Consider the following 15,939-nt stretch of genomic DNA (forward strand, 5'->3'; position numbering starts at 1 on the left):
ATTGTCTAACCATCATTTTTCTAAAATCTAATTTCTAAACGCATGAGCTTAAATACACCACCACGCATACTCGAAATCGCCGGCGAAACGGCAATCGTGAAAGACAATTACAAGGTCAAAAAAATATTGGTACTGAGTTTCCTGGCCGGCGCGTACATCTCGTTCGGCGGATTGCTTTCGATCATTGTCGGCGGTGGTATTCCCGAATTGGCAGCAAGCAATCCCGGTATTGCCAAGTTTATTTTCGGAGCCACTTTCCCTGTTGGCCTGATGATGGTTGTGATGGCCGGTGCTGAATTGTTTACCGGCAATAATGCCTATTTCATGCCCAACGTATTAAGTGGGCAACAAAGCTGGACCGCCCCTCTTCGTAATTGGGCATTGGTGTATTTTGGTAACTTTATCGGTTCGCTGGTCGTGGCTTATTTCCTGGTTCACCTCACCGATTTGGTCAGCCATGATCCCTGGCACCAAACTGTACTGAATATTGCGGAAAGCAAAACGTCGAATCCCTTCTACAAAACTTTTTTGAAAGGCATTGGTGCCAACTGGCTGGTGTGTTTAGCCATGTGGATGGGCATGTCGGCGCAGCATACAACCGGCAAAATCCTCGGCATTTGGTGGCCGGTGATGACTTTCGTTGCCTTGGGTTACGAACACTCCATTGCCAACATGTTCTTCATTCCGCTGGCTATTTTTGAAGGTTCAAGCGTAACGTGGTCCGACTTTGTGTTCCATAACCTGATTGCGGCAACACTGGGCAACATTGTAGGCGGGGCCTTCTTTGTTGGTACACTCTATTGGTATGCTTACGGAAAAAGGAAGACTGATCAGTGATCAGTCACAGTTTTCAGTAACCAAATTCAACATCTGAGGTACTTGGGGCTTGTGGCCTGAGACTAATTACCCATTTCAGCAATTAACTTCAGGATACATTTCCGGCACAGGCAACGGTCAAAAGTCGCACCGATATAATCCTGCACGTGTTCCGGAATTTTCAGGTCGGCGCACTCACAGTTCAAATCGCCGTAACAATGCAGATCGGCACCGCAGTTATCGCAGGTTTGTGCTTCGTAATTATTCATTCTTTGTCACTATTTCGCTATCCAAAACACCCGTCCGGAGATAGAGTTCAACAAAAGACATAAAAAAACCCACTGCGGTCAACAGTGGGCTCTCATTAGTTTACGAAGTTTTTATTCCTCGAAATGATTGCTGCTGTAGTAAGCCATATCCCGGGTAATTTTGCCCTCCTTATCGAAAGAGATCGACAGCATGATGGGTGCGGCAATTTTTTTCCCGCTTTCCTTCATCGTGGTACGCAAAATCCACCAGCTGTAAACATTGTACTCGTCATTTTTGGCGTAGTAAATGCAGTCGGGGTAGCCGACCTGTTCTAAATAAATATCTTCAGTTTTATCCCAGAAACCTTGCCAGCCTGCCAGAACTTCATCCAAACCAATACTTTCACGCCATTTCATGGTTGAATTACTGAAACGCGCACCTTCGGCATAAAACGTTTTTAAAGTCGCCGCATCTTTGGCCGCATAGGCATTCACGGCTTTGCGAACCGTAATAATGTAAGGATGCTGAATGTAGACTTCCCCATTTTCAATCGTTCCACCACTTGTGTTAATGGCTTCGAAGATGTCATTGTTAAAATATTGATGAAGAGAAGCGATCTTCCCGTCTTCGTTGAAACTATATAAATTATGAAGGCGCAGATCCATGTTGATGCCTGATTTCGTGTGGGTAGCTTTTATCCGCAGCCAATCCTGCACCCACAAACCTCCTTCATCATAAAGAATCGCGTCGGCATAAGCAGGTGTATCCGTAACTACCTTTAGATTTTCAAACTCTTTCGCCCACCAGTCGAGACCTTTAGCCATGTTTTCCTTGGGCGATCGCCAAAAGTTGCCATTTCGCACAATGGCTACAGTGTCAGCCAAAAACGAAGTGTAGGCATCTTTATCACCGGCAACAAAGGCTTGCCAAAATTGATTTACTTTCTGCAGAGCAGGATGTTCGATGTAAACTTTTCCGTTTTCTTTCTCCTGTGCGAAACCTGTTACAGCCAGGAAAAGCACAACGAGCAAAAGTGATAGCTTTTTCATACATGTAGAAATTTAGGTAAGTACTTAGAGAGATTATTTATACTGTATCTAAATAAATTTACGAAAAAAGAAATACAAAGACAACACAGATCCCTGACTGTCAGCATAATAAATAAAACATGCAGAAAAATTATCAACAACAGATCAGATTCGCAAAAACAAGAGAATCTAGAAATATCTTAACAAAAGGCTTGTCACTAGCAGGATTTTGAGACACGACTCAATTGCATATAAATAATTATAAAATGATAGTTATGATGATAATAAAGGATAAATTTATCTTATTTATTTTTTGAACTCATCATATTGATGTTCATCGATTTGAAATGTCGCTGATTTAAAACCCACCTTTGAAAAGAATTAAAAATATTGATAATCTAAATTAAGCAGTACAGTTGAGCTACTTTAAAACACGAGGTGCTTGCAGGAAATCCTGCAAGCACCTCGGTTGCCCAACAAATAAAATTGAGCTTTATATAGTCGGTAGAGCCTTTTTAGAGCTATTTAATCCGCTTTTTCATTTGCTCTGCTTTGTCTTCTTTAAACTGCTTTTTGTAGAGCTTGTATAGCGAAGTAATCACCAATTGGTCGTTTGGATATTCGGTTAACGACTCTTCGAGAATCACCCGTGCATCTTCGTAACCGGCATTAATATCGTCGAGGCGCTTTTTGGTACCGATGTAGTCTTCCAACTTCGCTTGGTTGGCTTTTTTGGCAGCTTCATAGCGTGCCACCTCGGCTTCGTTCTGAGCGTCGGTTTTCTCAAACATGGTTACACCCAGCATCTTTTTCGAGCGTTTGTCGCCGGGAAACTGTTCCTGCATACTTTGAAAAACACCAATGGCTTCGTCGTATTTCTGAATACGCTCCAGGCTGAACCCATACAAATACATGTAGTTTTTCTTGCCGGGATCACCTTCGTTCACTGCTTTGAAAGTTTCTGCCGATTGTTCGTATTTACCGGTGTTGAAATAAAGGTAAGCCAGTTTCTTATCGAAATCGAGCGACTCTTCCGGACTGGCCTCTTTTCCTTTCACCAGGATTTCTTCTGCTTTGTCATTTTGCTTCAAGCCCACATAGGCATCAGCCAGCAAACGGGAAGTACGTCCGGGATTGTAATTCAGCGCCATAGTTTCTTCCAGCAAAGGGATTGCCTTATCAAACTGGTCGATTTTCACATAATTCATACCGGCGCGGTATACGCAAGCGGTATCAACCACGTTGGCAGCTTTGTAAGCGGCATGCGCCTCTTCGAACAATCTCGCTGCATCGGCGTATTGCTCCTGCGATTCGGCACTAATCGCGTCACTCTTTAAAACATCGGCATTTTGCGCAGCCCCGAAAAAGACAAAAGCGCATACAATGAGGAGGGTAAAAAATATTCTTTTCATGTTTAAATTTTAAAATAGTAGCGTTAGTAATAATAGTGGGCGAAAGATACTCGAATTTTAGCAGTTATTGAAATACGCATAGATGAAATCATTCCGAAACATCGGCAAAAGCCTTCTTCAAAAAAAGATGTAACCATAACGTAACAGCTTTCAAATTGAAGCGCTAACTTCCATTTGTATTTTCGAACTTTACAAAAACAGAAAACGATGTTGAGATATTTATTCCTGACTGCCCTGTTTCTGGCTGTACAAAGCAGCCTTTGGGCACGCGAAATTCACGGACTTGTCAAATCGGGCAATCAAATCCTGCCCGGCATCATAGTAACCGACGGAACCAACTTCACACAAACCGGCTCCGATGGTACTTTTCAGCTGAACGCCGCCGATGCAGCCGACTTCATTTATATTTTCACACCCTCAGGATACTCGGCACCATTTGCAAGCGGCACTCCCCTGTTTTATCAAAACCTGAAAGCCGAAGCAACCGATTTTACATTTGAGCTCGAAAAACTTCCTTTCGACGACGACAAATATGCCTTGCTGGCAACTGCCGATCCCCAAACGCAAACACTTGAACAGTTTGAACGTTTCGAGCGAGAATCGGTGACTGACTTAAAGGCAAGTGTTGGTGCGTACGAAGCGAAAAAGACAAATACAATCGGCATTGCTTTGGGCGATATTGCCTGGGATGAGCTGGACCTTTTCAGCAATTACAAGCAAGCCATGGCAGGACTGGGAATACCATTCTACCCCGTAATCGGCAACCACGACCACGACTTGAATTTCAGCGACGATTACGCCAGTGCCGAAATTTACCGCCAGCAATTTGGGCCAACCTATTACGGTTTCAACCTGGGTTTACAGCATTACATTGTGCTGGATGACATTATTTACAAAGGCGACAAAAAATACGACGAAGCACTGACGACCGACCAACTGGATTGGGTCAGAAACTACCTCCAATTTATCCCGAAAGGCTCAGAATTGGTTTTCGCCATGCACGCCCCTTTCAGGAACGTTCAGAATGGACATGTCATTTCGAACGGGCAACAGCTGCTGGATATTTGCAAAGATTACCGGGTGAGTTTTATCTCGGGTCACACGCACCTCAACTCGAATATGGAAGTTGCTCCCGGTATCATTGAACACAACATCGGCGCAATTTGCGGAACCTGGTGGACCGCCGAGACCTGTCGCGACGGAACACCCAACGGCTACCAGGTATTTGAAGGAACACCAGAAAAACTGAGCTGGTACTATAAATCGGTAGGGCACGACCGGGATTACCAGTTAGTGGTTTTCGACAAAGGTGTTGTTGCCAATCAGGCGAATGCGGTGGTCGCAAAAGTCTGGAACTGGGATCAGGAATGGAAAATCGAATGGTTTGAAGACGGGAAAGCAATGGGCGCCATGAAACAGGTTTCGAACTACGATCCCCAGTACCTGCACTACCTGGCTGAACAAGTGAAAGACGGAGAAAAACGAGTGCCCGGCTACAAACAAAGCCAAAAGAGCTTTTTCTATTTTGCAGCCACTCCTTCGCTGAGTGCAAAGAAAATAAACGTCGTAGCGACTGATCGATTTGGGCAGCAATATGAAAAGGACATTGAATTGAACTCGACAGATGTGGAAGCGCACCGAGGTGGTGCCGGTCTGATGCCCGAAAATACGATTCAGTCGATGCTGAACGGTGTGAAATTAGGAGCCAATACACTGGAACTGGATTTACACATCACCAAAGACGGAAAAGTGATTGTTGTACACGATGCCTATTTAAACCCCGACCATACCACCAAACCAGATGGCAGCGAACTGACAGAAAAAGAGGCCCAAAACTTTTCATTTTACCAATTAACGTACGAGGAAATCAAAAAATACGACACCGGAAGCAAGCCGTACAAAAAATTTCCGGAGCAAGAGAAAGTGGCAACCTATATTCCTTTGGTCTCCGCACTAATCGACTCGGTCGAGCAATTTACCAGCCAAAACAACTTCAGCCCGATACACTACAACATTGAAATTAAATCGGACGAAGATTTAGAAAAAAAGGGTTTAATTCCGGACTACAAAGACTTTACCGACAAAGCCATGGCTGTGCTATTAAGTAAAAAACTGGCAGACCGCCTATTGGTGCAAAGTTTTGACACACGCACCCTCAACTACCTGCACGACAAATACCCGGAAACCCGATTGGCTTTCCTTGTCGCCAATGTTTTGGGATTTAACGCGAATATGAAAAAGCTGAATTTTACACCGGAAGTCTACAGCCCCTATTATCCACTCGTAAACCGCAGCTTGATGGAAAATTGCCGGGAGGCTGGTGTTAAAGTCATTCCATGGACAGTTGATGATGAAGAAAACATCAAAAAGATACTCGGCATGCAGGTCGACGGAATTATCAGCAATTATCCAGACCGCGTGCTGCGCGTAACAAGAGGCTACTGATCTTTTTCCATAAATTTTTGAAAAGGCTGCACTCTCAGAGGCAGCCTTTTCTTTCATATTATATCGACTGAAAAGTTTGGAGTTAAAACCGGTAAGCAAAGCTGGCCGACAAGGTTCGCGGACGCTGTGGATTAATGGTACTCCAACCACTGTAATATTCCACATCGCTCAAGTTATCAAGCTTCAGTGCTAAACGGAATTTATCCATTTCATAGAAAACGGATGCGTTGAGAATTGTGTAAGCGGGAAGTGTAAACGTCCCAGTTGCGGCATAATTAATGATATTGTTTTCGCCGATATAGTTCAGGCCGAATCCAGCACCCAAACCGTCCAAACTCCCACTCTGCAATCGGTAGCTGGCCCAAAAGTTAAAGGTGTTTTCCGGTCCGGCCTCCAACGGACGGGTACCCACGACACCATCAGCACCCGACACAACTTCGCTATCGTTGAAACTGTATCCCAAAACAGCATTGAAACCTGAGAAAGGGTTTGCAATGACACTCAACTCAACCCCTTTACTTTCTACTTCTCCATCCTGCAGGTAATCACGAGGATTATCCGGGTCTGTCATCACCTTGTTACGCACTTTAATGTCGTAGTAGCTGAGGCTCGCACTCAGTCGATCTTCCCAAAGGCTGGTTTTCACGCCGATTTCCGCCTGGTTCGCATGTTCCGGATCGAAGGACTTTGTTCGCTGGTTACTGCCATCAGCATCCGATACGGTTTGTGATGCCACATTGCTAAAACCATCCATGTAGTTGGCAAAAACGGTCAGCTTATCCAGAATCGGTTGATAGGTTATTCCGAACTTTGGAGAGAACGCTGTTTGATCATCCTCATCGCTTTCCGGATCACCCTCAAACCGATCGACACGCAAACTGGCCATGACCGACAAAGCCTTGGATACATTTACGACATCGGATACATAAGCACCGAACACCTTTTCTTTGGTAATTGAGTTACTAACTGAAACGCCTTCCAACAAAGCATCCATCGCTTGTTTGGATAGTACTCCACTGTCGAAATTGGAGACCGTTTCACCGCCATAAACAACATCATATACGGTCTGTGCATCATCACTCCCAATGTACACCAATCCGTTCGTTGTGTAACCAGTGCTATTGTTAATGTAGTTGCGTTGCATAAAATCGAATCCGACCACCATTCGATTACGAAGACCGCCGACTTTGAAATCGCCGATAAAGTTCTGCTGAATATCCGTAACGTCTGTGGTAGCATTCTGATCACTCACGTAACGGGCAAACACCGCACCGTTGGGCAAATAAGTTACCGTGTTTGTATTGATTGATTCGTACAGATAGGAGTAGTATCCTAACGCTTTGGTCAGACTTCTGCTTACGGCCGTTTGCGAGGTCCAAGCTGAAGACAATTTGTAATTCATTTGTGCCTGCAAACTATAGGCGGGATTTTTCACCGGCAAATTGTTTGATGTATAAGAACGTTTGGGATCGTAAGGCATCTCGTCAATATTAGCGAATGTCAATGCATTACTGCGGTTCAGGAACAACATCGTTTGGTTGGTTTGCTCGTTTTGCATCAGCTCGGCGACAACCAGAAACGACAAACGTTCTGAGGCCTGATAAGAGAGCGTCGGTGCAACAAAAAACGACTTCCGGTATCCGGCGTCCTGCCAACTGTTTTGATAATGATAAGCCGTATTAAGCCGGAAAAGAACTTTTCCTTCCTCGTCCAATGGTAAATTCACATCAGCGGTCAAACGGTTCAAACCGTAACTACCTGTCAGGTATGTGAATTCGCCGCCAAAGCTTTCGTAAGGTTTTTTAGTCACAATATTGATCAGTCCACCATACGAAATCAGACTCGATCCGTAGAGTGTTCCGGAAGGTCCCTTCATGACCTCGATTGCCTCGATATTGGCCGGATCGGGGCTTCCGTGTGTTAACGCAGGCAAACCGTTCATCAGGGTAGGCTGAATGCTGAAACCCCTCATTGAATAGTATCCCGCACCGTCGTTTCCTCGCCCGGTAGATTCCCACAATTTCTGCATTCCGGGCACATTCTTCAAAGCATCGTCGAAATTTACAACCAGCTGTTCCTCCAGGAGCTCCGCATTCACCACATTATACACTTGCGGGTTTTCCAGATTCTTTAGAGGCATTTTTGCTACGTATTCACTCTGCTTTTCAGTAAAGCGATTGGTTCGCTCCTTGGCAACAACCACTTCATCCAAATTCTCGTTCGATTCCTGCAACACCACGACTCCCAAATCAACGTTTTGCTGCAACAGATCGACCTTTTGTACCAGTGTCCGAAATCCAACAAATGAGAAACGAAGATTCAACTTCGAAGAAGAGAGGTTTTCAAGTACGAATGCACCCGACTCGTTGGTTTGAGTACCTTTTGTACTGCTTGAGACAGTTATGTTGACACCAACCAGGGGGTGTTGGTTGGCGTCAACCACCCGACCGGTTACCCGATAAGTTTGCGCTATTGAAAATTCAAAAAGCAAACAAACTAAACAAAATAATAAACCTAGTTTTTTCATGAATTTTAATTGAATTAATGGAGTTAAATGAAAAAACACGACCGAAAAAAAAGACATAGCGAGTGCCTTCCAGCGGCCCAAAAGCCACCAGTCATGTTTATCGAATATCTATAGATTCCTACTGAATCACTGAGATTCAATCAATTGATTCCGCAATGATCTCTTACTTTTCTTTTTGCGTCGTTTCAGCCAAAACCAAAAGCCGGTTACCGGTAAACTGGCTGAAAGCAAACTCATAATTGCGGCGAGAAGCTTTCCTGCGAAACCGCCGATGGCACCGGTATGCACTTCATAGTTTACCCGACGAATCAATTCCGGTGGACCGGCATCTGCGAAGCGACCGTAAATGTGCGGAGACGGAATTTCGTTTAAACTATACTGATCGTAGAATAAATAGTTCATACGCCAATAACCCGGTTTTTCCTGCACTTCGACTAATATTGACTTTTCAGGAGAATCGACGCCGTGCAACTCAACTTGTGCCGTTTCACCAAACTCAGCCCGAACTAGACGATATACGCTGTCGAGGGGATTCGTCGTTAAGACAGTACCAATCAAGGTTGTATCTGAAGGAGGGATACTGAATTTAGCCTCTTTTTGCCCGCCTGTTGCCCGGTACATCCACTGACCGAAATCCTGAAATAACCAGACAGAACCGGTAAGCAAAAACAAAACAATAAAAACGGTTGCATAAAGGCCCAGTACCTGGTGCCACTCTCTCAGTTGTGCAGTTTTATTTTGGGTTTTCGAGAACCAAAAAGCGCCTTTTGTCCTTCGTGACTTGGGCCACCAAATCACAAAACCGGTAATCAACAACACAAAATAGCTGATCACCATAAATTTCATCAGTATACCACCAATCGCAGGTGGTAACCATAAATAGCGATGCCCGATCAATACCAATCCCCAAAAACTTTTCAGGAAATTGGTTTCGTGCAACAGTTCTCCGGTATAAGGATTGAGATATGCAGCCCCGTAATAGAGCGGTGATCCCTGGTAATAAATCACCTCGATTGCCTTCTCCCTGCCATTGAAAACAACACTGTGAATCTTTGTATTTGGGCGCACAGTCTGAGCTTTTTCAAAGGCAAAGGACGGCGAAATCAAAGGGGTGTCCTGCGCTTGAACAAATCGATACTCATCGAATTGTTCGAACTCATCCTTAAAGGCATAGAGCACTCCGGTGATTGAAACAATAAAGACAACCAAACCGGAAATCAAACCTCCGTAGAGGTGTACTTTAGAAAATAAATTTTTTATTCGCATCAATGGGGGTGTTTGCGCGGAGCTCCTGATTTGAAGCCGAAGTTTATTGTGGTCACCTAAACTTCAAATCAAAAAGCGATTACAAGTCCTGTTTACAATTACAAAAGTATTTGCCAGTACTACGCGCTACAATCCCAATATCTTGGTATATTCCTTTCGTGATTGTCTTTTAGGCAGAACTCCTATTTAACATTGGATGGTATTAGAAATAGAAGGCTGCGCGTTTCAGGCGCATCTCGTGGTAGGGTCCTTTACGAATGACTTTAATAATTGATCGCCGGTTGACGGCATGTTCTTCTTCCGAACATTTCACCCCGTCGTAACAAATATTCAGCAAGCGACTTTCACCAAACCCTTTGTAGCGAATTCGTTCGGGGCGGATATAACGGGATATAAAGTAGTTGTCGATAACTTTAGCACGCTTGTCTGACAAAATATTATTCGACTCGCGACGTCCGCGGCTGTCGGCATGCGATTCAATCCGCACTTCCAAATCGGGGTTTTCAGCCAGTACGTCAATAATTGGGTTTAAAATATCGTAGGCGTCGTCGCGAATGGTCCACTTAGCCAAATCATAATGCACGGCATAAACCTCCAGAACCTGGATCGGTTCGCCGTCTTCCATATCCATGTAGAGCGGACGAACTCCGTCGCCTTCGGCCTGCAAATCAGCTTGCATATCGATTTCAACCTGATCCGCTTTTTCACAGACCAAATCCATACGAGATTCAAAATAGCTTCTGCGTGAAACACGCAGGGAATACGCTTCTCCCCGATTCAATGTCAACGTAGCAGATCCGTCAACACCCGTGAGGCTGGTTGCAATCGTATCTCCGTTTACATCGACCGCGATAACCTGCGCCAATTTAACCTTCTCCTTGCTGTCGCTATCCTGAACGATAACGCGAACCGGTAAGGGGACAATATTTCGTTCGAAATAATAAAGATCGTCATTGCGCTTTCCGCCCCGATTGGAGGCAAAATAGCCTTCTTCATCATACACCGTGAATGCCATGCTGAAATCGTCATAGGAACTGTTGATCGGAGCTCCAAGATTCTTGACCCGCACCACTTTCCCATCCTTCAAATCAGCCCGGAACAAATCCAAACCGCCCAGCCCTTCCAAGCCACTGGATGAAAAATAGAGTGTACTGTCATTGGCTAAGTACGGAAACAACTCGCTTTCCGAGGTATTTACCAAGGGGCCCAGGTTTCTCGGAGTTGTCCAGTTACCGCGATCAAAATAACTGATATAAAGGTCTGTCAAACCATAACCACCATCCTGATTTGAGGCAAAAACCAAAATCCGACCATCTGCATTCACTGCCGGATGAGCCACTGAATATTTTTTGCTGTTGAACGGAAACTCCGCTGATGGCTTCCAATCTCCATCCTGAAGCGAGGCCTGTTGAATTTTTAGCTGAACAATTTTATTCGGATCTAAGTGAACGCCTCGAAACTTCTGGTTTTGGGTAACAAACATTTTACCGGCCTCGCTGGCGATCGCAAGCGGACCATCATGCGCCTTTGTTCTCAAATTAGGTGCATAAACTTCGGGAGTGCCCAACTGACCATCGGGAAGAATCTGGGATGCAAATATTTTGAGGTAAGGTTCTTCTTCTCCGTATGATTTTCGTTTGGTGCCCGAGCGCCGGCCGGCAGAACAGAAAATGAGTTTGTCTCCGTACACCACCGGACCAAGCTCAGATAAATGGGTGTTGACATTTGACGGCCGAATGGTATAATTAACCGAATCTTGCAGCAACTGCTCAATATGAGCCAACTGGTCTTCGAAGTTTTGCCCCAATGAGTCGTTTTGCAAATCCCGATACTCCATCAACCAATAAGCTGCTTCTTCGTAATTAGCATCTTTTCGCAGGGCTTTGGCATAGCCAAGTAAATCGGCGGGTTCGGCTTTATCTCGTTGTATTAAGCGTTTATAATAGCGGAGAGCAAGATCATTCTCGCCCGCTTTGTAGGCCGCATCGGCCATACGTCGTAAAGCTTCGTTGTTATTTCTATCTTTTTTGAAGACGTCTTCGTAAAGCCGCAAAGCTTTGTAATAGGACTCATCCTGATAGTACAAATCAGCCCTTTTCATCTTTCCGGTTTGTGCAAAAGAAGCAACAGACAAGCAAATCAAGATGCAAGTCAATATTCCCAATTTCCCCAAAACGAATCTTATCCCCATAAATTTACATTGCAAAAACTGCAATTTTCAAAGCCGTTTTTTTTCTTCTAAGTTTTTCGGGTTGAATGATTCAAAAGTGACCAAACAGCAACATCCTGTTCGCATCAACTTTTAATCGACAACCTCTTGCAATTCTAGAAATAGCGAGGGGACATATACCTACGGCGACCGGTGTTAACCACAAAATTGAGTAGAATTTCGTGGGTTCCTTTATTGAACGAATTGAGATCCGTTGCCGTCACATCATAAGCATAGCCAACCTTCAACTGTTTGGTTACAAACATCTGTGCCATCGCGCCAACTGCATCTCCAATTCGCCAGTTAGCGCCAACCCAGAGTCGTTCGTAAAATAGAAGATGTGCCGACAAATCAACTGATATCGGTGAGTTCGGTACGCATTTAACCATCGTGTAGGGTTTGAACTTTACATCCCGGTTAATGTCGAAAACATATCCTCCAATTGCAAAGAAATGCATTTCTTCTTTACTTGCCAACTGTGAGGAATACCCCGTCTCGTGAATTTGATTTTCCATTAACTTCGGAACTGAAATACCTGCAAAAAGGCGTTCGTTGTAAAAGAACACTCCAATACCAAAATTCGGAAGAATCTTCCTGGTCACGTCGTCAGCCAAGAGAGGATCTCCCTGATCGTTGACTTCTAAAATCGAATAATCTGTGTTGTAATAATTGACACCAGCTTTCAACCCAAACGACAGGTAAGTTCGATAATCCATACGAACCTTAAAAGAATAATCGACGTACGCCCCAGTTTGTCTGACAGGTCCAATTTTATCCGTGATAAATGACAATCCAACGCCTGTATGAAGATTATTAAGGGGCATCATTCCGGATAGCGATTGAGTCACCGGAGCACCCTCTATGCCTACCCACTGATTCCGACTCAGTAAATTCAATTCAATTGTTGATCCAACGCTTGCATAAGCCGGGTTGATCGAGAGGATGTTGTTCATGTACTGCGTAAACATCGGGTCCTGCTGTGCCCAAACGGGGCCTCGGCCAAGCAGAATTATCAGCAGAAGCAGCAAGCACCTCAACACTGCACTCCGTCTAAGCAGCCATTCTGGTTTGATATGTAATACATTTCTTTCCATTTATCGCTCGATGTATACGAACCCACTTAATTTTTCCTGTCCTTCACCCAAACTCAAACTGTAGAAGTAGGTTCCTGACGCAACCGGTCCATTTCCAATCCGAACGCCCACGTTGGCAACACCATCCCAATAGCCGTTTTCGCCATAGTGAGTCGATTGATAAACCAGGTTCCCCCAGCGGTTAAAGATCTTGAGGTTCACATTATCATATTTGCGTAATCCTTTTATCTCGAAATAGTCGTTGTAACCATCGCCATTCGGGGTGAACGCATTTGGAATAAACAAGGCTTCTTCGTTGACCACCACCAGCACAGTTGCCTCGTCGCACTTATTCAGATAAGTACACACCTGGTAAACGAAATTATCCTGTCCTACAAACTCCTGATCAGGCGTATAGACAATCGTTGAGTCCGTGCGCACTTCAACCATACCGTTGGACGGCGGGCTGATAATTGACACTGAAGCCGGATTCAGGTCGCCCTGAGGCACATCGTTTCGCAACACGTTAATGCTGACATAGTTGTTCACCAAGGCCTGAGCCTCATCGTCAACAGCCTGTATCCAGATACCGACAATCACTGAATCCTGATCCATACATCCATATTCGTCAGTAATGTTCACGTAGTATTTACCAACCCCCTTCACTTCCGGGGTCGCACTATCCTGTCCCGACACAATTACACCGCTGCTCGCCGATGTCCAGCTATAGGTGAGGTTACTACCAATACTAGCACTCGCATCAAGCAGTATCGATTCTGTCGAATTTTCAACAAAAACATAGGCTTCCGCAACAACATCCGGCGCAGGCGCAACAACAACATTCACCGTTCTTGTATTTGTATTCCCCAAAGCGTCCGTTACAGTAAGGGTGTATGTTGAACTCTCGCCCGGGTAGAAGATCGGCGCAGAGCTTGAAGCATCAGATAAATAGTCTCCGGGAGACCAGCTGTAGGTGAGCGGTGCTAACCCGGTACTTTTCGAAGCATCCAGTACTGCCGAGACGCAAGCACCAGTCTCAAACTCACTTTTGACAATAGCCACCGGCTCTTCAATGTATGAACTAATATATGCAGTTGCATACGACTCTCCTGCCAGAGTGCTGATTTCATAAACGAACTGATCTGTAAAGTAACCAATCTGACCAGCCGAAGGCGTGTAGGTAAATGTGCCATCATCGTTAAGCAACACAGTGCCATGTTGCGGACTTCCATTTGTCGCGATAGCATAAGTATAGTCGGCAGCACCGTCTGTCCGTTTGTTTGCCGGGAGGCTAGTCGTCAGAATTCCTGAATTATAAAAAGCAGCATCTCCCGCCAATAAATCTTCCAGTGCAAATTCATCGCCCAAAACATAAATCGTGACGGTTGCCCAATCGCAGCTGCTGCTACAAGCCTTGTAACTAAACGTTTCAGCTCCGGTGAAACCATCAGCTGGCGCATAGGTGAAAGAACCATTTCCCTGATAGCTGAAATTGCCACCCAAATCAGAGAAGTTCAAATCAGAAACCTGGATCACGCCACCATTCAGATCAAAATCTCCGGTAAGGAAATTACCTGAAAGTGTGCTGCCAGCTGCAACAGCAAAATATTTATCGACAGCTGAAGGTATTGCACTTGTAAAGTCAGTTTCTAAGATCTGAATATCAACAAAGGCGTTGGAACAGCTTTGAGTCCCATCTGTAGCCGTTTCGCACAACTGGTATTCAAATTGCAGATCGCCGGTGTAATCCGCCGCCGGCTCAAAGGTGTAAGCACCTGTTTTCGTATTGAAAGCTGTCAGTTTCCCGGCATCTGAATCGGGAATGGAAATCACTTTCACCTGCAGCGTACCGGTATCATGAAAATCGTTTGTCAACACATTGCCATAAAGCAGTTCGTTTTTCCAGCCCTGGTTAATATCGTCGATAGCTAAAATTGGTGTGGCTTCGGCATCCGGATCAGGTTCGTCCTCGTCGGCCACAACGCTAATCGAAAGCTGTTGCCATTCGCTGTAACACGAATTCGCAGCTTTGGCCCGAACCTGCACCAGGTAAACGCCTACTTGATCGAAAAGCGCTTCATCTGAAGTTTCTGACTTCGAAGAAAGCACCAGCTCACTGCCATCGGGCAGAACGAGCTTCCACTCGTAAGTAAAACTACCGCTGCTGTTTACGCTAAAGGCTTGTTGGTCGCCTTGTACCAGCTCAAAGGTGGATTTTGCAAACGAAAACTGTGGTTGAGCCAATAGAGTCAGCTCAAAAGTATCTTGTCCCTCCTGGGGTTGAATGGTCTGATTTTGGGCATCGGCTGCTCCTGTTAGTGTAATTTCGTAAGTCCGATCAACGGAGCCGCTTCCGCTAATGTTGGAATCGTCGATGATTAAGGATTGATCGGCAAAATTGATTTGTTGCGATGTTTGAGCCACACCGTCAACTGTAAAGGCTAAAGTTATCGGGAAAGCACTCTCGTCAAGCGCATCACCTCCCGAACCGGTCAACGAAACCGGAATTGAAATCCCATCCTCCAGCTCGCTAAAACAAAGCGTATTCGAAAGGGAAGGGTAAGAAACATAGAAACTGGAGGCGTTGACCTCCAAAGCTAAAGCTTTTTTATTGGTACAACCGGAAAAATCGGTTTCTGTTACGACCAGTAAATAGCTACCGGCCGACAACCACTGTATCGTTAACTGGCTTCCGGCAGCACCTGCTGTAATCTGATAATCTGAGCTATTGGCAGAAGTATAAGGACTTGTTGCCGTGAGTACTTCCCAAACAAAAGTGCTTCCCACGTGATCCTCTACCAAGTAAGTGTAATCCTTGCCTAAAATAGGAGAAATAGCATCCTGAGCGGCCACATTCGTGGCCGCCAGAACTATCAATAATAATATCAGGATGCTATTTTTCAAGAGACTCGCG

The 15,939-nt window shown here is 45.0% G+C and carries 10 protein-coding genes; 2 read left to right on the plus strand and 8 right to left on the minus strand.

Annotated elements, in window-relative coordinates:
• Positions 1-42: 42 nt before the first annotated feature.
• Entirely contained in the window at positions 43-837 is a 795-nt protein-coding gene (locus tag BC643_RS10875; protein ID WP_120273109.1) for a formate/nitrite transporter family protein, read from the plus strand.
• Between the two features lie 62 nt (positions 838-899).
• On the opposite strand, the gene BC643_RS10880 is transcribed toward BC643_RS10875, so the two are convergent.
• From BC643_RS10880 to BC643_RS10890, 3 genes are all read right to left on the minus strand, one after another.
• Entirely contained in the window at positions 900-1,085 is a 186-nt protein-coding gene (locus BC643_RS10880; protein WP_120273110.1) for a cysteine-rich CWC family protein, read from the minus strand.
• Between the two features lie 111 nt (positions 1,086-1,196).
• The gene (locus tag BC643_RS10885) at positions 1,197-2,114 is read right to left on the minus strand and encodes a nuclear transport factor 2 family protein (RefSeq protein WP_120273111.1); all 918 of its coding nucleotides are present in this window, start codon (positions 2,112-2,114) and stop codon (positions 1,197-1,199) included.
• Positions 2,115-2,614: 500 nt separating this feature from the next.
• Complete coding sequence (locus BC643_RS10890) at positions 2,615-3,505, minus strand: tetratricopeptide repeat protein (protein WP_120273112.1); 891 nt, start codon at positions 3,503-3,505, stop codon at positions 2,615-2,617.
• 207 nt (positions 3,506-3,712) lie between these two features.
• On the opposite strand from BC643_RS10890, the gene BC643_RS10895 reads away from it, so the two are divergent.
• The gene (locus BC643_RS10895; protein WP_120273113.1) at positions 3,713-5,950 is read left to right on the plus strand and encodes a calcineurin-like phosphoesterase C-terminal domain-containing protein; all 2,238 of its coding nucleotides are present in this window, start codon (positions 3,713-3,715) and stop codon (positions 5,948-5,950) included.
• 82 nt (positions 5,951-6,032) lie between these two features.
• On the opposite strand, the gene BC643_RS10900 is transcribed toward BC643_RS10895, so the two are convergent.
• The 5 genes from BC643_RS10900 to BC643_RS10920 all read right to left on the minus strand — a co-directional run bounded on the left by BC643_RS10900 (position 6,033) and on the right by BC643_RS10920 (position 15,929).
• Positions 6,033-8,477: a TonB-dependent receptor gene (locus BC643_RS10900; protein WP_120274242.1), complete on the minus strand. Its 2,445-nt coding sequence runs from the start codon at positions 8,475-8,477 to the stop codon at positions 6,033-6,035.
• A gap of 126 nt (positions 8,478-8,603) precedes the next feature.
• Positions 8,604-9,743, minus strand: a complete 1,140-nt coding sequence (locus BC643_RS10905) for a PepSY-associated TM helix domain-containing protein (RefSeq protein WP_120273114.1) — start codon at positions 9,741-9,743, stop codon at positions 8,604-8,606.
• 202 nt (positions 9,744-9,945) lie between these two features.
• The gene (locus BC643_RS10910; protein ID WP_170154526.1) at positions 9,946-11,844 is read right to left on the minus strand and encodes an OmpA family protein; all 1,899 of its coding nucleotides are present in this window, start codon (positions 11,842-11,844) and stop codon (positions 9,946-9,948) included.
• A 224-nt stretch (positions 11,845-12,068) separates the two neighbouring features.
• Positions 12,069-13,046, minus strand: a complete 978-nt coding sequence (locus BC643_RS10915; protein WP_120273116.1) for a PorP/SprF family type IX secretion system membrane protein — start codon at positions 13,044-13,046, stop codon at positions 12,069-12,071.
• On the minus strand, positions 13,047-15,929 hold the full coding sequence (locus BC643_RS10920) for an Ig-like domain-containing protein (protein ID WP_120273117.1): 2,883 nt from the start codon (positions 15,927-15,929) through the stop codon (positions 13,047-13,049).
• Positions 15,930-15,939: the final 10 nt, after the last annotated feature.

It is taken from the genome of Mangrovibacterium diazotrophicum, from assembly GCF_003610535.1.
Lineage (GTDB): Bacteria > Bacteroidota > Bacteroidia > Bacteroidales > Prolixibacteraceae > Mangrovibacterium > Mangrovibacterium diazotrophicum.

What these genes read in the sequence shown, in the direction of transcription:
- BC643_RS10875 (WP_120273109.1), top strand. Translation starts at nt 43, where the DNA reads ATGAGCTTAAATACACCACCACGCATACTCGAAATCGCCGGCGAAACG.
- BC643_RS10880 (WP_120273110.1), bottom strand. Translation starts at nt 1,085, where the DNA reads ATGAATAATTACGAAGCACAAACCTGCGATAACTGCGGTGCCGATCTG.
- BC643_RS10885 (WP_120273111.1), bottom strand. Translation starts at nt 2,114, where the DNA reads ATGAAAAAGCTATCACTTTTGCTCGTTGTGCTTTTCCTGGCTGTAACA.
- BC643_RS10890 (WP_120273112.1), bottom strand. Translation starts at nt 3,505, where the DNA reads ATGAAAAGAATATTTTTTACCCTCCTCATTGTATGCGCTTTTGTCTTT.
- BC643_RS10895 (WP_120273113.1), top strand. Translation starts at nt 3,713, where the DNA reads ATGTTGAGATATTTATTCCTGACTGCCCTGTTTCTGGCTGTACAAAGC.
- BC643_RS10900 (WP_120274242.1), bottom strand. Translation starts at nt 8,477, where the DNA reads ATGAAAAAACTAGGTTTATTATTTTGTTTAGTTTGTTTGCTTTTTGAA.
- BC643_RS10905 (WP_120273114.1), bottom strand. Translation starts at nt 9,743, where the DNA reads ATGCGAATAAAAAATTTATTTTCTAAAGTACACCTCTACGGAGGTTTG.
- BC643_RS10910 (WP_170154526.1), bottom strand. Translation starts at nt 11,844, where the DNA reads ATGAAAAGGGCTGATTTGTACTATCAGGATGAGTCCTATTACAAAGCT.
- BC643_RS10915 (WP_120273116.1), bottom strand. Translation starts at nt 13,046, where the DNA reads ATGGAAAGAAATGTATTACATATCAAACCAGAATGGCTGCTTAGACGG.